General features: G+C 52.9%; 20 protein-coding genes, 1 tRNA gene and 1 pseudogene. 17 read left to right on the top strand and 5 right to left on the bottom strand.

The genetic code is table 11. The features are described from left to right. Window positions 1–74 precede the first annotated feature (74 nt). From sdhE to creD, 5 genes are all read left to right on the top strand, one after another. Window positions 75–341 carry an FAD assembly factor SdhE gene (gene sdhE / locus AC2A1E_RS02745; RefSeq protein ID WP_473190162.1) on the top strand — a complete coding sequence of 89 codons (267 nt, stop codon included), beginning with the start codon at window positions 75–77 and terminating at the stop codon, window positions 339–341. Next, window positions 322–738, top strand: a complete 417-nt coding sequence (locus AC2A1E_RS02740; protein WP_484382452.1) for a protein YgfX — start codon at window positions 322–324, stop codon at window positions 736–738. The genes sdhE and AC2A1E_RS02740 overlap by 20 nt, the downstream gene beginning before the upstream one ends. Beyond that, window positions 738–1,433 carry a two-component system response regulator CreB gene (gene creB, locus AC2A1E_RS02735; protein WP_484382451.1) on the top strand — a complete coding sequence of 232 codons (696 nt, stop codon included), beginning with the start codon at window positions 738–740 and terminating at the stop codon, window positions 1,431–1,433. The genes AC2A1E_RS02740 and creB overlap by 1 nt, the downstream gene beginning before the upstream one ends. Then, window positions 1,430–2,848 (top strand): two-component system sensor histidine kinase CreC, encoded by a 1,419-nt coding sequence (creC, locus tag AC2A1E_RS02730; protein WP_484382450.1) that lies wholly within the window; start codon window positions 1,430–1,432, stop codon window positions 2,846–2,848. The genes creB and creC overlap by 4 nt, the downstream gene beginning before the upstream one ends. Window positions 2,849–2,932: 84 nt before the next feature. Next, window positions 2,933–4,333: a cell envelope integrity protein CreD gene (creD, locus tag AC2A1E_RS02725; RefSeq protein ID WP_484382449.1), complete on the top strand. Its 1,401-nt coding sequence runs from the start codon at window positions 2,933–2,935 to the stop codon at window positions 4,331–4,333. A 36-nt stretch (window positions 4,334–4,369) separates the two neighbouring features. Here the strand turns inward: creD and fldB are convergent, their stop codons facing one another. Then, window positions 4,370–4,888 carry a flavodoxin FldB gene (gene fldB / locus AC2A1E_RS02720; protein ID WP_484382448.1) on the bottom strand — a complete coding sequence of 173 codons (519 nt, stop codon included), beginning with the start codon at window positions 4,886–4,888 and terminating at the stop codon, window positions 4,370–4,372. Window positions 4,889–4,994: 106 nt separating this feature from the next. Between fldB and xerD the strand changes: the two genes are divergently transcribed. The 7 genes from xerD (at window position 4,995) to AC2A1E_RS02685 (ending at window position 11,793) form a co-directional block, all read left to right on the top strand. After that, on the top strand, window positions 4,995–5,894 hold the full coding sequence (xerD, locus tag AC2A1E_RS02715) for a site-specific tyrosine recombinase XerD (RefSeq protein ID WP_484382447.1): 900 nt from the start codon (window positions 4,995–4,997) through the stop codon (window positions 5,892–5,894). 27 nt (window positions 5,895–5,921) lie between these two features. Next, window positions 5,922–6,635 carry a bifunctional protein-disulfide isomerase/oxidoreductase DsbC gene (gene dsbC / locus AC2A1E_RS02710; protein ID WP_484382446.1) on the top strand — a complete coding sequence of 238 codons (714 nt, stop codon included), beginning with the start codon at window positions 5,922–5,924 and terminating at the stop codon, window positions 6,633–6,635. Between the two features lie 6 nt (window positions 6,636–6,641). Further along, on the top strand, window positions 6,642–8,375 hold the full coding sequence (recJ, locus tag AC2A1E_RS02705; RefSeq protein ID WP_484382445.1) for a single-stranded-DNA-specific exonuclease RecJ: 1,734 nt from the start codon (window positions 6,642–6,644) through the stop codon (window positions 8,373–8,375). Between the two features lie 149 nt (window positions 8,376–8,524). Continuing rightward, window positions 8,525–9,623, top strand: a protein-coding gene (prfB, locus tag AC2A1E_RS02700; protein ID WP_484382444.1) for a peptide chain release factor 2 whose coding sequence is annotated in 2 segments (ribosomal slippage) — window positions 8,525–8,599 and window positions 8,601–9,623 — 1,098 coding nt in all. Because the reading frame shifts where the segments join, the coding sequence is not laid out codon by codon here. A gap of 9 nt (window positions 9,624–9,632) precedes the next feature. Continuing rightward, the gene (gene lysS, locus AC2A1E_RS02695; protein ID WP_484382443.1) at window positions 9,633–11,150 is read left to right on the top strand and encodes a lysine--tRNA ligase; all 1,518 of its coding nucleotides are present in this window, start codon (window positions 9,633–9,635) and stop codon (window positions 11,148–11,150) included. A gap of 166 nt (window positions 11,151–11,316) precedes the next feature. Beyond that, window positions 11,317–11,390, top strand: a tRNA-Gly gene (locus AC2A1E_RS02690). Between the two features lie 265 nt (window positions 11,391–11,655). Continuing rightward, window positions 11,656–11,793 (top strand): hypothetical protein, encoded by a 138-nt coding sequence (locus AC2A1E_RS02685; protein WP_198927324.1) that lies wholly within the window; start codon window positions 11,656–11,658, stop codon window positions 11,791–11,793. A gap of 34 nt (window positions 11,794–11,827) precedes the next feature. On the opposite strand, the gene AC2A1E_RS02680 is transcribed toward AC2A1E_RS02685, so the two are convergent. The 3 genes from AC2A1E_RS02680 to AC2A1E_RS02670 all read right to left on the bottom strand — a co-directional run bounded on the left by AC2A1E_RS02680 (window position 11,828) and on the right by AC2A1E_RS02670 (window position 13,711). Continuing rightward, window positions 11,828–12,301, bottom strand: a complete 474-nt coding sequence (locus AC2A1E_RS02680) for a hypothetical protein (protein WP_484382442.1) — start codon at window positions 12,299–12,301, stop codon at window positions 11,828–11,830. Window positions 12,302–12,348: 47 nt separating this feature from the next. Beyond that, on the bottom strand, window positions 12,349–12,858 hold the full coding sequence (locus tag AC2A1E_RS02675; RefSeq protein ID WP_484382441.1) for a hypothetical protein: 510 nt from the start codon (window positions 12,856–12,858) through the stop codon (window positions 12,349–12,351). 610 nt (window positions 12,859–13,468) lie between these two features. Further along, window positions 13,469–13,711: a helix-turn-helix transcriptional regulator gene (locus tag AC2A1E_RS02670; RefSeq protein ID WP_484382440.1), complete on the bottom strand. Its 243-nt coding sequence runs from the start codon at window positions 13,709–13,711 to the stop codon at window positions 13,469–13,471. A gap of 265 nt (window positions 13,712–13,976) precedes the next feature. On the opposite strand from AC2A1E_RS02670, the pseudogene AC2A1E_RS02665 reads away from it, so the two are divergent. From AC2A1E_RS02665 to AC2A1E_RS02645, 5 genes and pseudogenes are all read left to right on the top strand, one after another. Continuing rightward, a pseudogene (locus tag AC2A1E_RS02665) lies at window positions 13,977–14,123 on the top strand (hypothetical protein); the annotation flags it as partial. A 30-nt stretch (window positions 14,124–14,153) separates the two neighbouring features. Beyond that, a protein-coding gene (locus AC2A1E_RS02660) for an IS3 family transposase (RefSeq protein WP_484382439.1) occupies window positions 14,154–15,667 on the top strand; the annotation gives its coding sequence in 2 pieces (ribosomal slippage) (window positions 14,154–14,607 and window positions 14,607–15,667; 1,515 coding nt in all). 431 nt (window positions 15,668–16,098) lie between these two features. Continuing rightward, window positions 16,099–16,494, top strand: coding sequence for a hypothetical protein (locus AC2A1E_RS02655; protein WP_484382438.1), 396 nt, complete (start codon window positions 16,099–16,101; stop codon window positions 16,492–16,494). A 397-nt stretch (window positions 16,495–16,891) separates the two neighbouring features. After that, complete coding sequence (locus AC2A1E_RS02650) at window positions 16,892–17,113, top strand: type II toxin-antitoxin system Phd/YefM family antitoxin (protein WP_380677638.1); 222 nt, start codon at window positions 16,892–16,894, stop codon at window positions 17,111–17,113. Further along, entirely contained in the window at window positions 17,110–17,484 is a 375-nt protein-coding gene (locus tag AC2A1E_RS02645; RefSeq protein ID WP_484382437.1) for a type II toxin-antitoxin system death-on-curing family toxin, read from the top strand. Before AC2A1E_RS02650 ends, AC2A1E_RS02645 begins: the two co-directional genes overlap by 4 nt. Before the next feature lie 79 nt (window positions 17,485–17,563). Here AC2A1E_RS02645 and AC2A1E_RS02640 read toward each other — a convergent pair whose 3' ends face one another. Beyond that, window positions 17,564–18,736: a fimbrial protein gene (locus tag AC2A1E_RS02640; RefSeq protein ID WP_484382436.1), complete on the bottom strand. Its 1,173-nt coding sequence runs from the start codon at window positions 18,734–18,736 to the stop codon at window positions 17,564–17,566. Window positions 18,737–19,150 lie beyond the last annotated feature (414 nt).

Genomic DNA, 19,150 nt, shown 5'->3' with positions numbered 1-19,150 from the left:
CGCGTGTTGCCTACAGAGTGTCGGTTGAACCCTGCGTTGGCAAGACATGCCGAAAAGAGGTTAGTCATAACAACATGGATATTAATAACAAAGCACGCATTCACTGGGCCTGTCGCCGTGGGATGCGTGAGCTGGACATTTCGATCATGCCGTTCTTCGAGTACGAATACGACACGCTGAACGACGAAGATAAAGCACTGTTTATCCGCCTGCTAGAGAATGACGATCCCGATTTATTCAACTGGCTGATGAATCATGGCGCTCCGCAGGACAAAGAACTGCAGAGAATGGTCTCCCTGATCCAAACGCGAAATAAAGACCGTGGCCCAGTGGCGTTGTGATGTCCGTATTTCCTGGCGTACCCAGCTATTCTCGCTGCTGACCCATGGCGCACTGATCCTCCTGATCCTGATCTCGCCTTGGCCAGAAGGCTATGGCCCGGTTTGGTTGGTGTTGCTGACGCTGGTGGTATTTGAATGCATTCGTAGCCAGAAGCGCATTGGATCAAGGCAGGGGGAGTTACGGTGGCTGGCGGAGCGGCGGGTTGAGTGGCACGGCCAGGAATGGTTGATGCTGAAAAAACCGTGGATGCCGGGGTTTGGTATTCTGCTGACGTTGCAACAGGTTAACGGCAAGAAACGCCATCGGCTGTGGCTGGCTTCAGACTGCTTGAGCAAAGCCGAATGGCGTCATCTGCGTCAGTTGTTGCTGTCTGCACAATCTGCTGAGAGCGAATAATGAAACCGCTGCTCTGGCTGGTGGAAGATGAGCCCAGCATTGCTGATACGCTGATTTATACGCTGGAGAGCGAAGGTTTTCAGGTGCGTTGGTTTGAACGCGGCGAGCCCGCGCTGCTGGCTTTGCAGCAAGGGGCTCCGGCGTTGGCGATCCTCGACGTCGGTCTGCCCGATATCAATGGTTTTGAACTTTGCCGTCGGCTGTTGGCGCAGGCGGCAGATTTACCCATTCTGTTTCTTACCGCGCGCAGCGATGAGGTCGATCGCCTGATTGGCTTGGAAATCGGTGCCGATGACTATGTTGCCAAACCCTTTTCCCCGCGCGAAGTCAGCGCCCGCGTCAGGACCATCCTGCGGCGGTTGCAAAAGCAGCAACGCTTGCAACAGCCTGCCTTGTATCAGTTCGGTGCTTTTACCCTCGATGAAGAGGGCGCTTTTATCAGCTATCACCACCAACCGTTGCCGCTGACCCGCTACGAATTCCTGCTGCTGAAAACCTTGCTGTTGGCTCCAGGGCGGGTATTCTCGCGCCAACAACTGATGGACAGCGTTTGGGCGCAGGCGGAAGAGAGCCTGGATCGCACCGTGGATACCCATATCAAAACGCTGCGCGCCAAACTGCGGGTGATTGATGCCGGAGAACCACCGATCCACACCCATCGCGGGCTGGGCTACAGCGTGAGTCGCCAACCATGAGGATCGGCCTGCGCCTGCTGTTGGGGTATTTCCTGATTGTGGCGGTGGCCGGTTATTTCGTCTTGAGCATTTTCGTGCAGGAAGTGAAGCCGGGGGTACGGCGCGCCACCGAAGGCACGTTGGTGGATACTGCTAATTTGCTGGCGCAGATCGCACGCTTGGATATGAAACGCGGCGACGCCGCCTATGGCCAACTGGCGCAGGCGTTTGCCCAGCTTAATCAGCGGCCGATTGGTGCCAATATTGCCGGCATCCGTAAAGATCGTAATGAATACCGCGTTTATCTGACTAATAGCCGCGGCAAGGTGATTTTTGATTCTGGCGGCCAGGCTTTGGGGCAGGATTACTCGCGCTGGAATGATGTTTACCTGACGCTGCGCGGCCAGTACGGTGCCCGTAGTACGCGCATGATCGCAGATGATGAAAACAGCTCGGTGATGTACGTGGCCGCTCCGGTGATCGAGCAGGGGCAGATTATCGGCGTGTTGAGCGTTGGCAAACCGAACAGCAGCATGACGGCGGTTATCCGGCGTAGCGAGCGGCGGATCCTGCTGGCGGGAGCCGTGCTGTTGGGGATTGCTCTAGCTATTGGATTGGGGTTTGTCTGGTGGATCAACCGCTCGATTAACCGCCTGGTACGCTACGCCAACGGTGTGGCGCAAGGGGAGACCATTCCGCTGCCGCAGGTGGGTAGCGTTGAGTTGACGCAATTGGCGCAGGCGTTGGAAAGCATGCGTATGAAGCTGGAAGGCAAAGCTTATATCGAGCAATACGTACATACCTTGACCCATGAGCTGAAAAGCCCGCTGGCGGCGATTCGCGGTGCGGCCGAACTGTTGCAGGAAATGCCGCCACCGGCAACCGCCAAGCGCTTTCTGACCAACATCGAGCAGCAGAGCGTGCGCATCCAGCAATTGGTCGACAAACTGCTGATTCAGGCGCGGTTGGAAAGCCGACCGGGCTTGGAATTGGCACCGGTGGCGCTGGAGCCGTTATTGTGGCAGGTGATTGCTGGCAAAGAGGCACAGGCCGCACAGCGCGGTGTCACGCTCCGCGTTGGGGAACTGGCCGAAACCACTCTGACTGGCGATGCTTTTCTGCTCAGCCAAGCGTTGAGCAACCTGCTGGATAATGCACTGGATTTTACCCCGGCGGGCGGAACCATCAGCATTCGAGGGGCGCGGTTGGAACAGCACTACCAGATCACCGTCAGCGATACCGGCAGCGGTATCCCAGATTACGCGCTGGATAAGGTGTTCGAACGCTTTTATTCGCTGGCACGCGCAGATAAACCCAAAAGCAGCGGCCTGGGGCTGAACTTTGTGCAAGAAGTGGCGCGCCTGCACCGTGGCACTATCCGTTTGCACAACCTGCAACCGCATGGGGTGGCGGCAATTTTCACTTTATCAGTCTGACTTCACCTTCCCTTCACATAGCCACATTCTGTTTTCACTTGCCGGTTTTATCGTTGCGTCATTACCTACAAGGAGCACGCAGCGATGTTTAAATCGGTATTGTTTTGGAAAATAACCACCCTGTTAGGATTGATGATCCTGATGATGATCCCCGTAGCACAACTGATGGATGTGGTGCAGGAGCGCAGCGGCTATCGCCAAAGCGTGGTTGGGCAGGTGAGTGAAAGCACCAGCCGGGCACAGCGGATCCTCGGGCCGCTGATCGTTATCCCCTATACCCTGCGGGAAGAGAAGAAAGATGATAAAGGCGAAATCTATGTGCAGGTGAGCCGCCATCAGCGCTTTGTGTTGCCGGAGTCGTTGCTGGTGGATGGCAAACCCAACGTTGAAGTCCGCAAGTTGGGGATCTACCAGACCCAGGTGTATCAAGGGCCACTGAAGTTCCAGGTAAAATTTGCTCAGCCCGAACTGGAAGATTTGCAAAGCAGCAATGTGACCATCGGCCAGCCATTCCTGCTGGTGTCACTGAGTGATTCACGGGGCATCAAGAGTATTTCAACCTTAAACGGCGCGCAGCAACAGGCGGCGTTTGAACCGGGTACTATGGTGGATGGGCTTTCTCAGGGCATTCATGCCCCGTTGGCGCTGGAGTCTTTGCAACAGCATGGGTTAGAGGCGGACTTTACGCTGACTCTGGCCGGGACCAGCAGCCTGTCATTGGTGCCGCTGGGGCGCAGTTCTGAACTGGTATTACAGAGCAACTGGCCGCACCCGAACTTTCTCGGCAATTTCCTGCCTGATGAGCGCAAAGTGACAGAGAACGGTTTCACCGCTCGCTGGCGCAGCACCTGGTTTGCCAACAATATCAACAGTGCGTTTCTCTATGATAATGGCGGGATCGAAGAGGATAAATTGCCTACGTTTACCACCAGCCTGATCGAACCGGTGGATCACTACCAACTAACCGAGCGCGCGGTGAAGTATGCGGTGTTGTTCCTCGGATTGACGTTTATGGCGTTCTTCCTGTTTGAAACCCTCACCGGACTGCGGGTGCACCCGATTCAATACCTGTTGGTGGGGGCGGCGCTGGTGTTGTTCTATCTGATTCTGTTGGCCTTCTCGGAGCACCTTGGTTTTAACGTGGCCTACTTGCTGGCCAGCCTGGCTTGCAGCGGACTGATTGCCTTCTACCTCAGCGCCGTGCTGCGTGGCAAGTTGCGCGGTGCATTGTTTGCCGCCAGCCTGTTGCTGCTGTATGGCGTGTTGTATCTGTTGTTGCAGTCGGAAGATAACGCGCTGGTGTTAGGGTCGGTACTGCTGTTCGGCGTTCTGGCGGGCATCATGCTGCTGACGCGTAAGCTGGACTGGTATCAGGTGGCCGATGCGGCGCGGCTGAAAGGGAATGCTGTTACGGCAGAAGCGACAGTAGAAACTGGCGAAACACCGGCCAGCAATGGTGAGGGTCGTTTTAGATTGTGGAAGTAATGTTTCTTCTGGGCGCATAGTGTGCGCCCATTGATCTTACAGTAGCGGCTCCATCTCCAGCAGGATCTGTTCGCACCACTGTTGCAGGCGATCTTCGCTCAGGTCGTACTGATTCACCTCATCCAGCGCCAGGCCGACAAAGTGTTTGCCGTCGGCGCTGAGGGGTTTCGGGCTGGTGAATTCAAAGCCTTCGGTCGGCCAGAAACCGATAAACTGCACGCCGAGCGGGGCCAGACGATCGTGCAGCATCCCCAATGCATCGAGGAACCATTCGCCGTAGCCTAACTGATCGCCCATCCCGTACATGGCAACAATCTTGCCTTGCAGGTCAAGTTCGCCCAGTTGCGGCCAGATGGCCTCCCAGTCTTCTTGCAGTTCGCCGAAATCCCAGGTAGGAATACCAAGGATCAGGATGGAGTAATCTTCCATCAGCTTGGGGGAAACGTCTTTCAGGTTGTGCAGGTCGACCAGGTCTTCACCCAGAATCTCACGGATTTTTTCTGCTGCCATTTCGGTGTAGCAGGTGCTGGAGCCGTAAAACAGACCAATCTTCATGTATAAACCGTTATATAACCGTAGCGAGAATGACCAGGAGTGTACCAGATTTGTGCTGGCTTCAGGCATAATGCCGGGGCATAAACGTAACAAGAGAGAGGAGCCGATGCGACAGCAAGAAAGTGCGCTGATTGAGCAATTCCTGGATGCGCTATGGCTTGAACGCAATCTGGCGGAGAATACGCTGGCTTCTTACCGGCTGGATTTGCAGGCGTTGGCAGGCTGGCTTGAGCACCATAGCAGCAGCCTGTTGCAGGCCGAAGCGCTGGACTTGCAGGCGTTTCTCGCCGAGCGGGTTGAGGGGGGATATAAGGCCACCAGCTCCGCCCGCCTGTTGAGCGCGATGCGCCGTTTATTCCAATATTTTTACCGTGAAAAGCTGCGGGAAGACGATCCTACCGCGCTGCTAGCCTCACCCAAGCTGCCGCAGCGGCTGCCGAAAGATTTGAGCGAAGCGCAGGTTGAAGCACTGCTACAGGCACCCTGCGTCGATCAGCCGCTGGAGTTGCGCGATAAAGCGATGCTGGAGGTGTTGTACGCCACGGGCTTGCGCGTATCGGAACTGGTAGGGTTGACCATCAGCGACGTCAGCCTGCGGCAAGGGGTGGTACGGGTGATCGGTAAAGGCAATAAAGAGCGATTGGTGCCGCTTGGCGAAGAAGCGGTGTACTGGATCGAAAATTATCTGGAATATGGTCGCCCGTGGATGTTGAATGGCCAAACGCTGGATGTGCTGTTCCCCAGCAACCGTAGCCAGCAAATGACCCGCCAGACATTCTGGCATCGCATCAAACACTATGCGATCCTAGCCGGTATTGACAGCGAGCGGCTGTCTCCGCATGTGCTGCGCCATGCTTTCGCCACCCATTTACTGAACCATGGTGCCGATCTCCGTGTCGTACAGATGTTATTGGGGCATAGTGACCTCTCGACCACGCAAATTTATACTCATGTAGCGACCGAACGATTGAAACAGCTACATCAACAGCATCACCCGCGCGCTTGACGTGCAGGGTTAGGAAGGATTGGAAGAATGAAAAAAGGTTTATTGCTGCTCTCTATGCTGGTGGCTTCATTTACCGGCGCAGTTCATGCTGACGACGCGGCGATTCAAAAAGCGCTCGCTAGCCTGGGTATCAAGCAGGCCGACGTGCAACCTTCACCGGCTGCTGGCCTGAAAACCGTACTGACCGAGAACGGCGTGCTGTATATCACGGAAGATGGCAAACATGTGCTGCAAGGGCCGCTGTATGACGTCAGTGGTGCAGAGCCGGTGAACGTGACCAACCAACTGTTGCTCACCCAGCTGGAAGCGCTGAAAGATCAGATGATCGTCTATAAAGCCGCAAAAGAAAAACACGTGATCACCGTGTTTACCGATATCACCTGCGGCTACTGCCACAAACTGCACGAGCAGATGAAAGAGTACAACGCACTGGGGATCACCGTGCGTTATCTGGCGTTTCCGCGTCAGGGCCTGAACTCGCAGGCTGAGAAAGACATGCAGTCTATCTGGTGTGCTGCCGATAAGGCCAAAGCCTTCGACGCGGCTCTGAAAGGCGATGCGATCTCTCCGGCTACCTGCAAAACCGACATCAGCAAGCATTATCAGCTGGGCGTACAGTTTGGCATTCAGGGTACCCCCGCTATCGTTCTGCAAAATGGCATGATGATCCCAGGCTATCAAGGCCCGAAAGAAATGGCCGCGATGCTGGATGCGCATGCTGCTTCAGCCGCAAAGAAATAAGAGCCAGTGAGTATTAAAACCCAATTACGCCGCCGCGAGGCGGCGGACGCTAGCCATTTGCCTGCCAGTTTGCCGCCGTTGCTGCGCCGCCTATACGCTTTGCGTGGGGTTAAGGGTGAACAGGAGCTGGAGCGTGGCGTTAAAGGTATGTTGCCCTGGCAACAGCTGGAAGGTATTGACGCTGCGGTAGATATCCTTCAGCAGGCGATGATCGACCAGCACCGCATTATGGTGGTGGGTGATTTCGACGCCGACGGTGCCACCAGTACCGCACTGACGGTGCTGGCATTGCGCAGCATGGGTTGCAGTGCAGTCGATTATCTGGTGCCAAACCGGTTTGAAGATGGTTACGGCCTGAGCCCGGAAGTGGTGGAACAGGTGGCTGCGCGCGGCGCTGAGTTGATCGTCACCGTGGATAACGGCATTTCTTCCCATGCGGGCGTTGACTTGGCGCACGCCAAGGGGATGAAAGTGCTGGTTACCGATCACCATCTGCCGGGTGAAACGCTGCCTGCGGCGGAAGCGATCGTTAACCCCAACCTGCGTGGCTGTAATTTCCCCTCTAAATCCTTAGCCGGTGTCGGCGTGGCGTTTTACCTGATGCTGGCGCTGCGTGCTCGGCTGCGCGACAGCGGCTGGTTCGAACAGCGGACATTGGCGGTGCCTAATCTGGCAGAGTTGTTGGATCTGGTGGCGCTGGGCACGGTGGCGGACGTGGTGCCGCTGGATGCCAATAACCGTATTCTGGTGCATCAGGGCCTGAACCGCATTCGCGCCGGGAAATGTCGGCCAGGCATCCGTGCCTTGCTGGAGGTGGCAAACCGTGATGCGCGCCAGCTAGCGGCGAGCGATCTCGGTTTTTCCCTTGGCCCACGGCTCAACGCGGCCGGGCGGCTGGATGATATGTCGATCGGCGTGGCTTTGCTGCTGAGCGACGACATCGCTCAGGCACGCATGCTGGCCAACGATCTCGATGCGCTGAATCAGACCCGGCGTGAAATTGAGCAGGGTATGCAGGTGGAAGCGCTGCAACTGTGCGATCAGCTGGAGCGTTCTACCACCGCACTGCCTTATGGCTTGGCGATGTACCATCCGGAATGGCATCAGGGCGTAGTCGGCATTCTGGCTTCACGCATCAAAGAGCGTTTCCACCGCCCGGTGATTGCCTTTGCCCCGGCGGGTGACGGTATTCTGAAAGGCTCTGGCCGTTCGGTGGCCGGGTTGCACATGCGTGATGCGTTGGAGCGGCTCGATACCCTGAACCCTGGGCTGATGCTGAAGTTTGGCGGCCACGCGATGGCAGCCGGTTTATCGCTCGAAGAAGCCAAGTTTGATGAGTTCCGCCAGCGCTTTGGCGATCTGGTGGGGGAATGGCTCGATCCGGCGATGCTGGAAGGGGTGATCTGGTCTGACGGCGAACTGGCAATGCAGGAACTGACGTTAACCACGGCAGAATTATTGCGCGAGGGCGGGCCATGGGGGCAGGCGTTCCCAGAGCCGACCTTCGATGGCAAATTCCGTATTCTGCAACAGCGGCTGGTGGGGGAAAAACACCTGAAACTGATGGTGGAGCCGCTCGGCGGTGGCCCGTTGCTGGATGGCATCGCCTTTAACATCGATACGGCGCTGTGGCCTGACAGCAGCGTGAAAGAAGCGGAGCTGGCCTACAAGCTGGAGGTCAACGAATTCCGTGGCAACCGCAATGTGCAGTTGCTGATCCAACATCTCTGGCCGCGCTAGTCTTTTTCTAGGGGTACCTTTAGGCGCCCCTACCACTCTCCCCACAAAAACTGACCAACTCGCTATAAACTGGCGGCGCGATCCGCTAGAATTACTGGTTCCAATGGCATTTCGCCATCGACGACATCAACGTAAGAACGCTAAAAATCATGTTTGAAATTAATCCGGTAAAAAACCGCATTCAGGACCTGTCCGAGCGGACGGCCGTTCTTAGGGGGTATCTTTGACTATGATGCCAAGAAAGAACGCCTAGAAGAAGTCAACGCCGAGCTGGAACAGCCGGACGTCTGGAATGAACCCGAGCGCGCGCAGGCGCTGGGCAAAGAGCGCTCGGCGCTGGAAGCCATTGTTGAAACCATCGATCTGATGGAGCAAGGCTGTGAAGACGTTTCCGGCCTGCTGGAACTGGCGGTCGAAGCGGAAGATGAAGAAACCTTTAATGAAGCGGTGGTTGAGCTTGATCAACTGACCGCCAAGCTGGAGCAGTTGGAATTCCGCCGGATGTTCTCTGGCGAATACGACAGCGCCGACTGCTATCTGGATATCCAGGCCGGTTCCGGCGGCACCGAAGCGCAGGACTGGGCCAGCATGCTGCTGCGCATGTACCTGCGTTGGGCCGAGTCGAAAGGTTTCAAAACGGAAGTGATTGAAGAGTCCGACGGCGACGTCGCGGGCCTGAAGTCTGCCACCATCAAAATTATCGGCGACTACGCGTTTGGCTGGTTGCGTACTGAAACCGGCGTGCATCGCCTGGTACGCAAGAGCCCATTCGATTCCGGTGGCCGCCGCCACACCTCGTTCAGCTCGGTGTTTATTTACCCGGAAGTGGATGACGATATCGATATCGACATCAACCCGGCCGATCTGCGCATCGACGTGTATCGTGCTTCTGGCGCGGGTGGTCAGCACGTTAACAAAACCGAGTCAGCGGTGCGTATTACCCACCTGCCGACCAACATTGTGGTGCAGTGCCAGAACGATCGCTCTCAGCATAAGAACAAAGATCAGGCTTTCAAACAGCTGCGCGCCAAGCTGTATGAATATGAGATGCAAAAGAAAAACGCTGACAAGCAAATGCTGGAAGACAGCAAATCCGATATCGGTTGGGGTAGCCAGATCCGTTCTTACGTGCTGGATGACTCCCGTATCAAGGATTTGCGCACCAGCGTAGAAACGCGTAATACGCAGGCCGTACTGGATGGCGACCTGGATAAATTCATTGAGGCAAGTTTGAAAGCCGGGTTATGAGGAACAGAAATGTCTGAGCAACAAGCACAAGGCGCCGAGCAGGCGTTGGATCTCAACAACGAGCTGCAGTCACGCCGTGAAAAACTGGTCGCGCTGCGCGAGAACGGCATTGCGTTCCCGAATGATTTCCGTCGTGATACCACATCCGACAAATTGCACGCAGAATACGGCAACAAAGACAACGAAGAGCTGGAGGCTCTGGGCATTGAAGTGACCGTAGCTGGCCGTATGATGACCCGCCGTATCATGGGCAAAGCCTCGTTCGTCACCTTGCAGGACGTGGGTGGCCGCATTCAGCTTTACGTGGCACGCGACGATCTGGCCGAAGGTGTCTACAACGAGCAGTTCAAAAAATGGGACCTGGGCGATATCCTCGGCGCACGCGGTAAGCTGTTCAAAACCAAGACCGGCGAGCTGTCTGTTCACTGTACCGAACTGCGTCTGTTGACCAAAGCGCTGCGCCCGTTGCCGGACAAGTTCCACGGCCTGGCGGATCAGGAAACCCGTTATCGCCAACGCTATCTGGATCTGATCGCCAACGACGAATCCCGCAACACCTTCAAGATCCGTTCTCAGGTGATGGCGGGGATCCGTAACTTCATGGTGGGCCGCGGCTTTATGGAAGTCGAAACCCCAATGATGCAGGTGATCCCTGGCGGTGCGTCTGCTCGCCCGTTTGTCACTCACCATAATGCGCTGGACATCGATATGTACCTGCGTATCGCGCCAGAGCTGTATCTGAAGCGCCTGGTGGTGGGGGGCTTTGAGCGCGTGTTCGAAATCAACCGTAACTTCCGCAACGAAGGCGTTTCTCCGCGCCATAACCCAGAGTTCACCATGATGGAACTCTATATGGCGTATGCGGATTACAAAGACCTGATCGAACTGACCGAGTCGCTGTTCCGCACGTTGGCGCAGGATGTGCTGGGGAATACCCAAGTGCAGTACGGCGATGAAGTGTTCGACTTCGGCAAACCGTTTGAAAAGCTGACCATGAAAGAGGCGATCAAAAAGTATCGCCCTGAAACCGATCTGAACGACCTGAACGATATGGGCAAAGCGGTAGCGATTGCTGAATCCATTGGTATCAAGGTTGAGAAGAGCTGGGGTCTTGGCCGCGTGGTTACCGAGATCTTCGAAGAGACGGCGGAAAGCCATCTGATTCAGCCAACCTTTATTACCGAATATCCGGCGGAAGTTTCCCCGCTGGCGCGCCGTAACGACGAGAACCCGGAAATCACCGATCGCTTCGAGTTCTTTATCGGCGGCCGTGAAATCGGTAACGGTTTCTCTGAGCTGAACGACGCAGAAGACCAGGCACAGCGTTTTGCTGACCAGGTAGCCGCGAAAGATGCAGGCGACGACGAAGCGATGTTCTACGATGAAGACTACGTGACCGCTCTGGAGCACGGCCTGCCACCAACCGCAGGCCTGGGCATCGGTATCGATCGTATGGTGATGCTGTTGACCAACAGCCACACTATCCGTGATGTGATCCTGTTCCCGGCCATGCGCCCGACCAAGTAACATTGCGTGAATCAATCAACCGGTGCAGGCAACTGTGCCGGTTTTTTTGCGTCTGAACTGTGTAGAAGAGCTATGTTGTTGCTAACCGCTTAAAACATCAGCAGTTAAATGCTTTCTCCGCTTGCCCGGCGCGGAGAACCGGTTATAATGCCAACCGCACACCTATGCGGGTGTAGTTCAATGGTAGAACGGCAGCTTCCCAAGCTGCATACGAGGGTTCGATTCCCTTCACCCGCTCCAAGATTTCAGACCCTCGCTTCGGCGGGGGTTTTTGTTTTCTGGCTCAGTAACTTATTGGTTTAGTGATGTTTCCAATCGATAACCCAACCTGCGGCTGTTGTAGCAGGTAGTACAGATTGGTAGTACATTATGGGCATTATGCCGACTCCAAAACCCAACAAACATGGCGTATACCTGCGCCGTATGGAGAAGAGATCCAAGAAAGAGTTTAACCAAACGTACTGGTGGCGGCCGCAGGACAGGTTGCCGCAGTAAGGAGTACTAAATGGTGCTTTTCTGTCTGGGGGTAATTTTTATTATTGCCCTTGGGATTATGGAAAGAAGAGGGATTATTGATGATGGGCAATTTGCCGTTGCAGTCGTCCTGACTTTGCTTGCGGTCGCTGGCCCCATGGTGGATTAGTTGCTTACCATCCGACAAAAAGCCCCGCAAGGGGCTAGAGCTTTAGGATATCGTTCTTCAATAGCATCAACTCGTTCTGAATTTTTTTGTATTGTTTTCTAGCCTGTTCTAAATCAGAAGAAGATATTGAATGATCACTTTCCGGTCTTAAAAGCGATACCGATGAAACACCGAATTTGGCTATCTCATCCGTAGCATTATCAATCTTTAGCTCCCTGAAATATATGGTTGTTATTAATTCAATGATAGCCAGGTGCCTCTCTCTATCATCATCCAGTGATGATAGGTTAAATTCTACTTTTAAATATGAACTACTCATGGATACTAAATATAAATACATGGTTCTATCCATATTTATAATAGCCATGTATAGTTCTTCTTTCTTTTGGTTAAGCAGTCTTTTGTTTTCTTGTCGCTGAGTTGCGAAGTAACTAATTACTGCTGTTATTATCACAGCAGTCAGGGTGGCCCCTGCACCAATCAGCGCCCCTTGAAGTGTGCTATCCATATGAAATCCTTATAACAAAAAGCCCGCTAGGTGGGCTTGGATAAAACTTACTTTCTCCACCTGTAGCTCCAAAGCTCCTCGGTGCGCTCCATGCTGACATACCCTCTCTTGCGGTAGAAATCTGCCGCAGAATCAATTATCAAACCTATGTTGGTCATTTCCTCTGCCTTACTATGTGCAGGCGGATCCCAGAAGGTTAAAATTGATGCGTGTCTTTCGCTAGATACAGCATAAATTAAGTATGCGTCGCTTGTTGGAATCTTTTTAGGTTTGCCGTTTTTTTCGAAACGACCAAATTGCCACGCATCCCAGCACTCTTTTGTTCCGTTAAAGCTATGCCTGGCGCTATATTGATGTGTTTTTATATGAACTTTTCTGATGCAGTAACTGCGGATCTCTTCGGGCCTGGTGAACAGAGTATCTCTTCCCAAGTCGGGATGATGACCGTACCTCCAATGCTGAATGAAAGCATCCTTTAGAGCTATAAGGTACGGGTCAGTTGCTGTGGTAGTTGCGAATGCCTTTGCGGGGTAAATTAATCCTTTATATGTAGTCATTCTGCGACATCAAAATCCTCTTCAACAGAACGATTTAGGCGCTCATTAAACAACCTTACCGATAGAGCGTGACGTTCTTCCTGGCTAATCTCAGGGATCCTAGTCACGGCAGGTAAGAATTTAATTTCAGGTAGCCCGAAGCAGCCGCAAGATGCGGTAGGAACCGGTTCTCTAACCATCAATTTCATAAACATACCTACCTCTCTGCGTGCCATTATTCTTCAACAAATCACCATAAAGGTAATCTACTTGTTTAGTATATACGCAACGCCATAGTGGTGCATTAAGTTCTTGTGTGTGACACAGAGCACTACAATCCTTGCCACTTCATACGGGTTGTTTTGAATTGCCATAAAATAGGCAATACGTACAGAATTATTTTTAATATCAGTGTGTTGCCGCCAGAGGTGCGCTGGCGACAATGAGGTTAGCCTATCTTTGCCGTCTGCTGCTCGATGAACTCCACATATGTTGCAATGGTGGCCATGCGCTTGGCACACACCAAGAATGTAGTAGCGCATTACTTCAGCTTCGCGGGAGTCACCTCATCTGGGTTATTGGCGTAGTGGTGCTGGTGGCCAGTGACTCGCATTACCTGGTTGATGTTGTACTACCCTGGTACCGGGCGTGTCTTGCGCTGCCGCACATCCGGCATGTTGACCGGCTGCTTGCCGGTGCCGTCTTGCTGCCTGCTATCCAGCCAAATTTCAACCTCATCGCTATTCCACGCCACGCGCCCCTCGGTGATTGCAAACCGCTTAGGGAACTTCCCGGCCTTCTCCAGGGCATTGATGGTGTACCAAGACAGCGGTACTATTTGCATGAGCTGTTGTTTACCAATTGCTGCTTTCATAGATATATCTCCGTATTTGCGGTTAACTCCGCAAGATTTTAGACAATCGAGAACCATGATTTTGTCAACTGGATTGTCACAATATTGGTGAACTAATACGGAGGGTTACTTGGTCAGTCTTGAGTGGCGATCAGTTGTAAAAGATGAACATCCACGCCAAAAAAGTGTATATCTATTATTACACTAGGTTACCTATATCTTGGGTAATGTGTTATCCGCCTTACCAGTAAAGTGGCATTATGTGGCGTAAGTGTTTACTACCTACTTGGGCGGCAAAGACCTGTTGGAACTCCGCACCAGCGTAGCTGCCTCGCCGGCCGCCAAGGAACGCCACAGAGAGCGCATGAGCGCACCCGTCTATCAGTGGAAGAAGCCAGCCCTCAGTGTCAGCATAGTTGTCACCCCCTTCTAAAAATGGATCCAGAGGGCGACGGAGTGACAAATGAAACGTATTTCTCCAGAACGTAAAAACACGGTCTTGGCAAAATTGCTGCCCCCTTACAACATGACCGTCGCGGCTGTTGCACAGATGGAAGGGATATCGGAAGCTACTCTCTATAATTGGCGCAATCAGGCTAAATCAGAGGGGAAACCAGTGCCCGGTGCAGAGAAAAACAGTGAACAGTGGCCCGCCGAAGCGCGGCTCGCCGTTATCGTGGAAACCGCCACGTTAAGTGAAACAGAAATCGCCGAATACTGCCGTAAAAAGGGGCTCTATCCCGCGCAGATAGCGCAATGGAAACAGGCTTTTTTGCAGGTTCCTTCTGGTGATGATAAAGCGGCCCTCAAGCAAAGCCAGAAAGAAAACAAGCAGTTGAAAAAGGAACTGTTGCGTAAAGAGAAGGCGCTGGCGGAGGCGGCAGCGATCCTGGTGTTAAGAAAAAAGCTCAGGGACTACTACGGGGAAACGGACGAGGACGACTGACGCCCAACGAGGAACGGCAGCAGTTTATCGCGTGGATAAATGAGGCCGTCACTGCCGGTGCACGCCGGGCGGTGGCCTGCCGCGAAGTTGAGCTCAGTGTTCGCACCTGGCAGCGTTGGCAAACCTCCCCGGAAGACCGAAGAACCACGGCGATACGCCCCGTGCCCGCCAATCGTCTGAGTGAGGAAGAAGAGCAGCAGATACGGGCAGTCTGCCATCACCCCGAGTATGCCAGCCTGCCACCGTCACAAATCGTGCCACGACTGGCGGATAAAGGGGTTTATCTGGCGAGTGAGTCGACCTTTTACCGGGTGCTGCGTCGTCATGGAGAAGTGCATCATCGTGGCCGTCGTCTCAAGTCGAGCCGGGTAAAACCGCCGACGACGTTCACGGCTTCCGGGCCTTGTCAGGTGTGGACCTGGGATATCACCTGGCTGCCTTCAGTCGTACGGGGTCGTTGGTATTATCTGTACCTGGTGGAGGATGTGTTCAGCCGTAAAATCACCGGAGCGGAAGTCCACGAAACCGAGAGTGGTGAGTTGGCGGCGGCGCTGATACAACGTACGGTGCTGCGTGAGCGCTGTTACCGCCAGCCACTGGTGCTGCATGCGGATAATGGTGCGGCGATGAAGTCGCAGACCTTGCAGGTGAAGCTGACAGAGCTGAATATCTCGCCTTCACACAGCCGACCGCGGGTGAGCAATGATAATGCGTATGTGGAGTCGTTGTTCCGTACGTTGAAATATGTGCCTCAGTGGCCTTCTTCGGGCTTTAAGACGCTGGAGGAGGCGCGAGTCTGGGTAGATAAGTTTACCGGTTGGTATAACGAAGAGCATCGACACAGTGGCATAGGTTATGTGACGCCGTTACAGCGGCATACAGGTGAGGACAGGGTGTTGTTATCCCAACGAGAGAACGTGTATCAAGCGGTGAGAGCAGCGAATCCCAAACGTTGGTCAGGGCCGACGCGAAACTGGGCATGGCAAGGGAGTACCACGCTCAATCCAGAGCGGGAAAAACAGGCCGCATAAATCAACCTGGAGTGACAACTTCATTGACACTTACCGCCAGCACCGCGCCGGTAATACCTCCATATGATCCACCAGCACCCGCAGGATCGAGTCTCGACCAAGGCGCACAGACCAACGCAAGCCGGATGTACAGAAATGCTAAGGTGAGCACCGCAATGCGTGCCTCATGGCGATCGGCACTGAACCAACACGAAACCCCCCTTTGTTGGTTCAAAATGGCCTTGTGTTGGTTCACTTTTTGAAAATAAATCCTTATAAAACAATCATCTTTACAAATTGAACCAACTGAACCGACTGAACCAACATGTTTTTACTTATATATAGCGAAATATCAGGGAAAAAAGTGCTTTCAAAACGGTGGAATGCGGCTTTGCGGGCAGGTGATTACCCGTTGCTCTGTGTTTTGTTGTTTTAGCCCCTTCGATGGGAGATTGAGCGGTACGCAAAGTGGTACGCAGGTACGCAAAAAAGCGCAGGTGATCGGCTTTGACCTGCAGACGCGGGGATTGATGATCCACCAGCGAGGCGAGCGGTTAACGATGACTAACTCAGCGGATAACAGCCATAATATGCGGCGGTATCCACTCAACCCGAACCACCTCCACCTCGATCGCGTCACGCCTCCCGCCATCATCACGCCGCAGATTACAGGAACCGGGCAAGCCGCAACGGGAGCAGTTACACTAGGCTGCATGATGTGGGATTATCCCATATGTACCCAAATGGACGATGACGGATCTCAGGGGTGGGGTTGGTTGATGAGGATAAGCAGTTTTACCCTGGGCGGCATGGTTGACGATGAGCGAGTGAAAAATGAGCAATGTTGACGGTCACAAAAACATTTGGGGGTACAATTGGGGGTATATAAAACTTATAAAAATAAAATAATTAATATAAACATTATACTATGTTTATTGTTCTACTCCCTTCACCGCTCCAAACTCACTTCTCCCTAAGTATCCCAAAGTCTACTCAAACCACTACCCACAAGCGTTTGCATCAAATTTCATTATCCTGACGTCTACTAAGTTGTATTGAAATCTACTCACCGTTGGGGGTATTGAACTAACGGTACATGAAGTGGTGGCCGGTAAGTAGGTTTTACCCTGAATTGCTGGTGCGACTGTGGGAGGCTGTTTCATCATCACACTACGCCTATCTCTCTAAATTGCGTTAAGTACATTTGAAGTGTACGTTTTAACTGTACATTAAAGAGGAGGCGTTATGATCGTTTACACATCAACACAGGCTCGTGCCAATATTTCCGCAGTGCTTGACGCTGCCACCAGCGGGGAGCCGGTTGAAATCACCCGCCGTGATGGCTCTGCCGCCATAGTGATCAGCAAGGCCGAGTTTGAGGCATACCAAAAAGCGAAGCTTGATGCCGAGTTCGACAGCCTTATGCAGCGCCACGGACGTACCGTTGAGGCTTTGACTGATAGATGAAGTGGGTTAGCGCCAGTGAAATAGTCATATTCCATGACAGAATTTTGCAACTGTACCCCGGTGTGGCAGGTATGCCAGATGCGGGTAGGGCAGAGGCCATTATTCACCGGGTTCACAATCTTGCTCACTACGAAGGTGTGAATGATGTGTTTGACTTGGCTGCTGCCTATTGGACCGCTATTGCGCGCGGACGTATCTTCAATGATGGCAACAAGCGAACGGCATTCTTTACCACCATGGCGTTTCTAAGGCGTAACGGTGTGCTAATCCGTGATGAGGGTAATACGCTTGAAGAACTGACCGTCCAGGCCGCTACGGGTGAACTTACCCCGATACAATTAGCGCAAAGCTTACGTGAGCTTGTCGAATGAAAAGTGTTTTTCTGGCCGGCGGGTTGTCGTCACTGACGGCCCTCCATAATCTTTGAGATATATCAAACCCACAAGGCTATCAGTAGTAGTTAATCAAAAATACCACTTTGCCATTCGCTTTCCCTGGCGTAGGAGAACCAGAGGTTTGAATATATCGTGCAGCCAAAGGAATACGGATCGACGAACGCCCATCTTTTGGCAGCGTTAGCGTTTTTTCCGTTGAAAGATTAAACAGTGTCGGTGATTGAGCGCTCTCTCCCCAACCGAGCTGGATCCCCACGCCCGAAGCGGGACCAGGAACTGTTGAATCAATGGCCATTACCCCATTGGCGGCATCTGTAACCGAGGTGGTCGGGGTTAATCTCACACCAATGCTGTTACTGGTTGAGTCGGCAACGAGCCCGGTGCCGGTAGTGTAATCGAACATTACCGTACTGTTATCAGCGTTATAAAAACCATAGAAGGTCGGGCAGTTGGTCATCGTGATTGAAGCATCGACCCAGGGAGTGGTCGCGCCCTGGCCAGTAAAGTATTGCGGTATATCGAAGCTCCCAAGATTGACATTCACATCCGGCGTGGTGCAGGTCTGAGCCGATACCGTCAACTGCCCCTGAAATTGAACCCGGGTAACGGTGATAGGTAATCCAGTTGTCCCCGGATGATTCAACGGATTAATAATAGTCAAACCGGCTCTCGGTAGTTTCGACGCATCCAAGGTATGATTCCCTAGCGCAATATTGCCGATTTTAATCAGTGAGACGTAGATAACTCGATTCACTAAGTAAGGCTTAAGATGTCCGCCCGTTATCGCGAACTGAATATCGTTGGGAAACTGATAGTTCGGTTGGCCAACTTTGGCCACATCACCATTATTGCTGCGGGAAATGGCAATACCGATACCTGGAATACCGGTCTCATACACCGCACCACCGAAAGGACCACCTGACCAACTGGAAAGCGGCATAGGTGCCTGATCGACACTCCAGGCAACGTTGAACCAGATGGAGTCGGGGTCAATCGTTGATGCACAATCCATCACAGCGATGCCGGTTGTACCACTAATCCAACGCCCTTGATAAATTACCGTCCCGACAGGAATATCTGCCCCTGCTGAAATCGCAGCAGGGGTCAGTGGAACGATATCGGTGCGGGAAGTGCCACCTATTGCGGAACAGATTACCAACGCCAAGGCGCTGTTGCTGACTGCCATGAGTAAAAGTAGCCCAATGGTACGCTGTATTATTCCCTTCATTCTTTTACCTCTGGCACAGTTTTGTGTGCGACTCTTTATATATCTATGTCTTCTACATGATGTTAACTTCACAAGCTGAATAATTATCACGCAGGGCCGATAGCGATTGTTAATCGTCGATGCTGTGTGCATCATTTTTCGCCAATTTTGACTTTTGCGTAGTTGCGGAGATTGGCACTATACAAAGGGGAAATAAATGGTTGTATCGAAGTTAACTACATATTTCCGCTTTAAAATAAGGTGTCAATAACCCTCTATTTAAGAGGTGTATTGTAGGTTTTATTTTCATCATTTCAACCTCACTACGATGATCAAATTGCCACTTTAGACAATCCGCTATTGGATTATAAATCCATAAATGCAATCTTACTTAGAATAAAAAACCAGGATGATAAATTTATTTGGAATTTATAA

It is taken from the genome of Serratia sp. HNCC26DJ206 (genome assembly GCF_057180605.1).
The sequence above is the reverse complement of the archived record's forward strand: the minus strand, read 5'-3'. Positions and strand labels throughout refer to the sequence as shown.

What these genes read in the sequence shown, in the direction of transcription:
- sdhE (WP_473190162.1), top strand. Translation starts at nt 75, where the DNA reads ATGGATATTAATAACAAAGCACGCATTCACTGGGCCTGTCGCCGTGGG.
- creB (WP_484382451.1), top strand. Translation starts at nt 738, where the DNA reads ATGAAACCGCTGCTCTGGCTGGTGGAAGATGAGCCCAGCATTGCTGAT.
- creC (WP_484382450.1), top strand. Translation starts at nt 1,430, where the DNA reads ATGAGGATCGGCCTGCGCCTGCTGTTGGGGTATTTCCTGATTGTGGCG.
- creD (WP_484382449.1), top strand. Translation starts at nt 2,933, where the DNA reads ATGTTTAAATCGGTATTGTTTTGGAAAATAACCACCCTGTTAGGATTG.
- fldB (WP_484382448.1), bottom strand. Translation starts at nt 4,888, where the DNA reads ATGAAGATTGGTCTGTTTTACGGCTCCAGCACCTGCTACACCGAAATG.
- xerD (WP_484382447.1), top strand. Translation starts at nt 4,995, where the DNA reads ATGCGACAGCAAGAAAGTGCGCTGATTGAGCAATTCCTGGATGCGCTA.
- dsbC (WP_484382446.1), top strand. Translation starts at nt 5,922, where the DNA reads ATGAAAAAAGGTTTATTGCTGCTCTCTATGCTGGTGGCTTCATTTACC.
- lysS (WP_484382443.1), top strand. Translation starts at nt 9,633, where the DNA reads ATGTCTGAGCAACAAGCACAAGGCGCCGAGCAGGCGTTGGATCTCAAC.
- AC2A1E_RS02685 (WP_198927324.1), top strand. Translation starts at nt 11,656, where the DNA reads ATGGTGCTTTTCTGTCTGGGGGTAATTTTTATTATTGCCCTTGGGATT.
- AC2A1E_RS02680 (WP_484382442.1), bottom strand. Translation starts at nt 12,301, where the DNA reads ATGGATAGCACACTTCAAGGGGCGCTGATTGGTGCAGGGGCCACCCTG.
- AC2A1E_RS02675 (WP_484382441.1), bottom strand. Translation starts at nt 12,858, where the DNA reads ATGACTACATATAAAGGATTAATTTACCCCGCAAAGGCATTCGCAACT.
- AC2A1E_RS02670 (WP_484382440.1), bottom strand. Translation starts at nt 13,711, where the DNA reads ATGAAAGCAGCAATTGGTAAACAACAGCTCATGCAAATAGTACCGCTG.
- AC2A1E_RS02650 (WP_380677638.1), top strand. Translation starts at nt 16,892, where the DNA reads ATGATCGTTTACACATCAACACAGGCTCGTGCCAATATTTCCGCAGTG.
- AC2A1E_RS02645 (WP_484382437.1), top strand. Translation starts at nt 17,110, where the DNA reads ATGAAGTGGGTTAGCGCCAGTGAAATAGTCATATTCCATGACAGAATT.
- AC2A1E_RS02640 (WP_484382436.1), bottom strand. Translation starts at nt 18,736, where the DNA reads ATGAAGGGAATAATACAGCGTACCATTGGGCTACTTTTACTCATGGCA.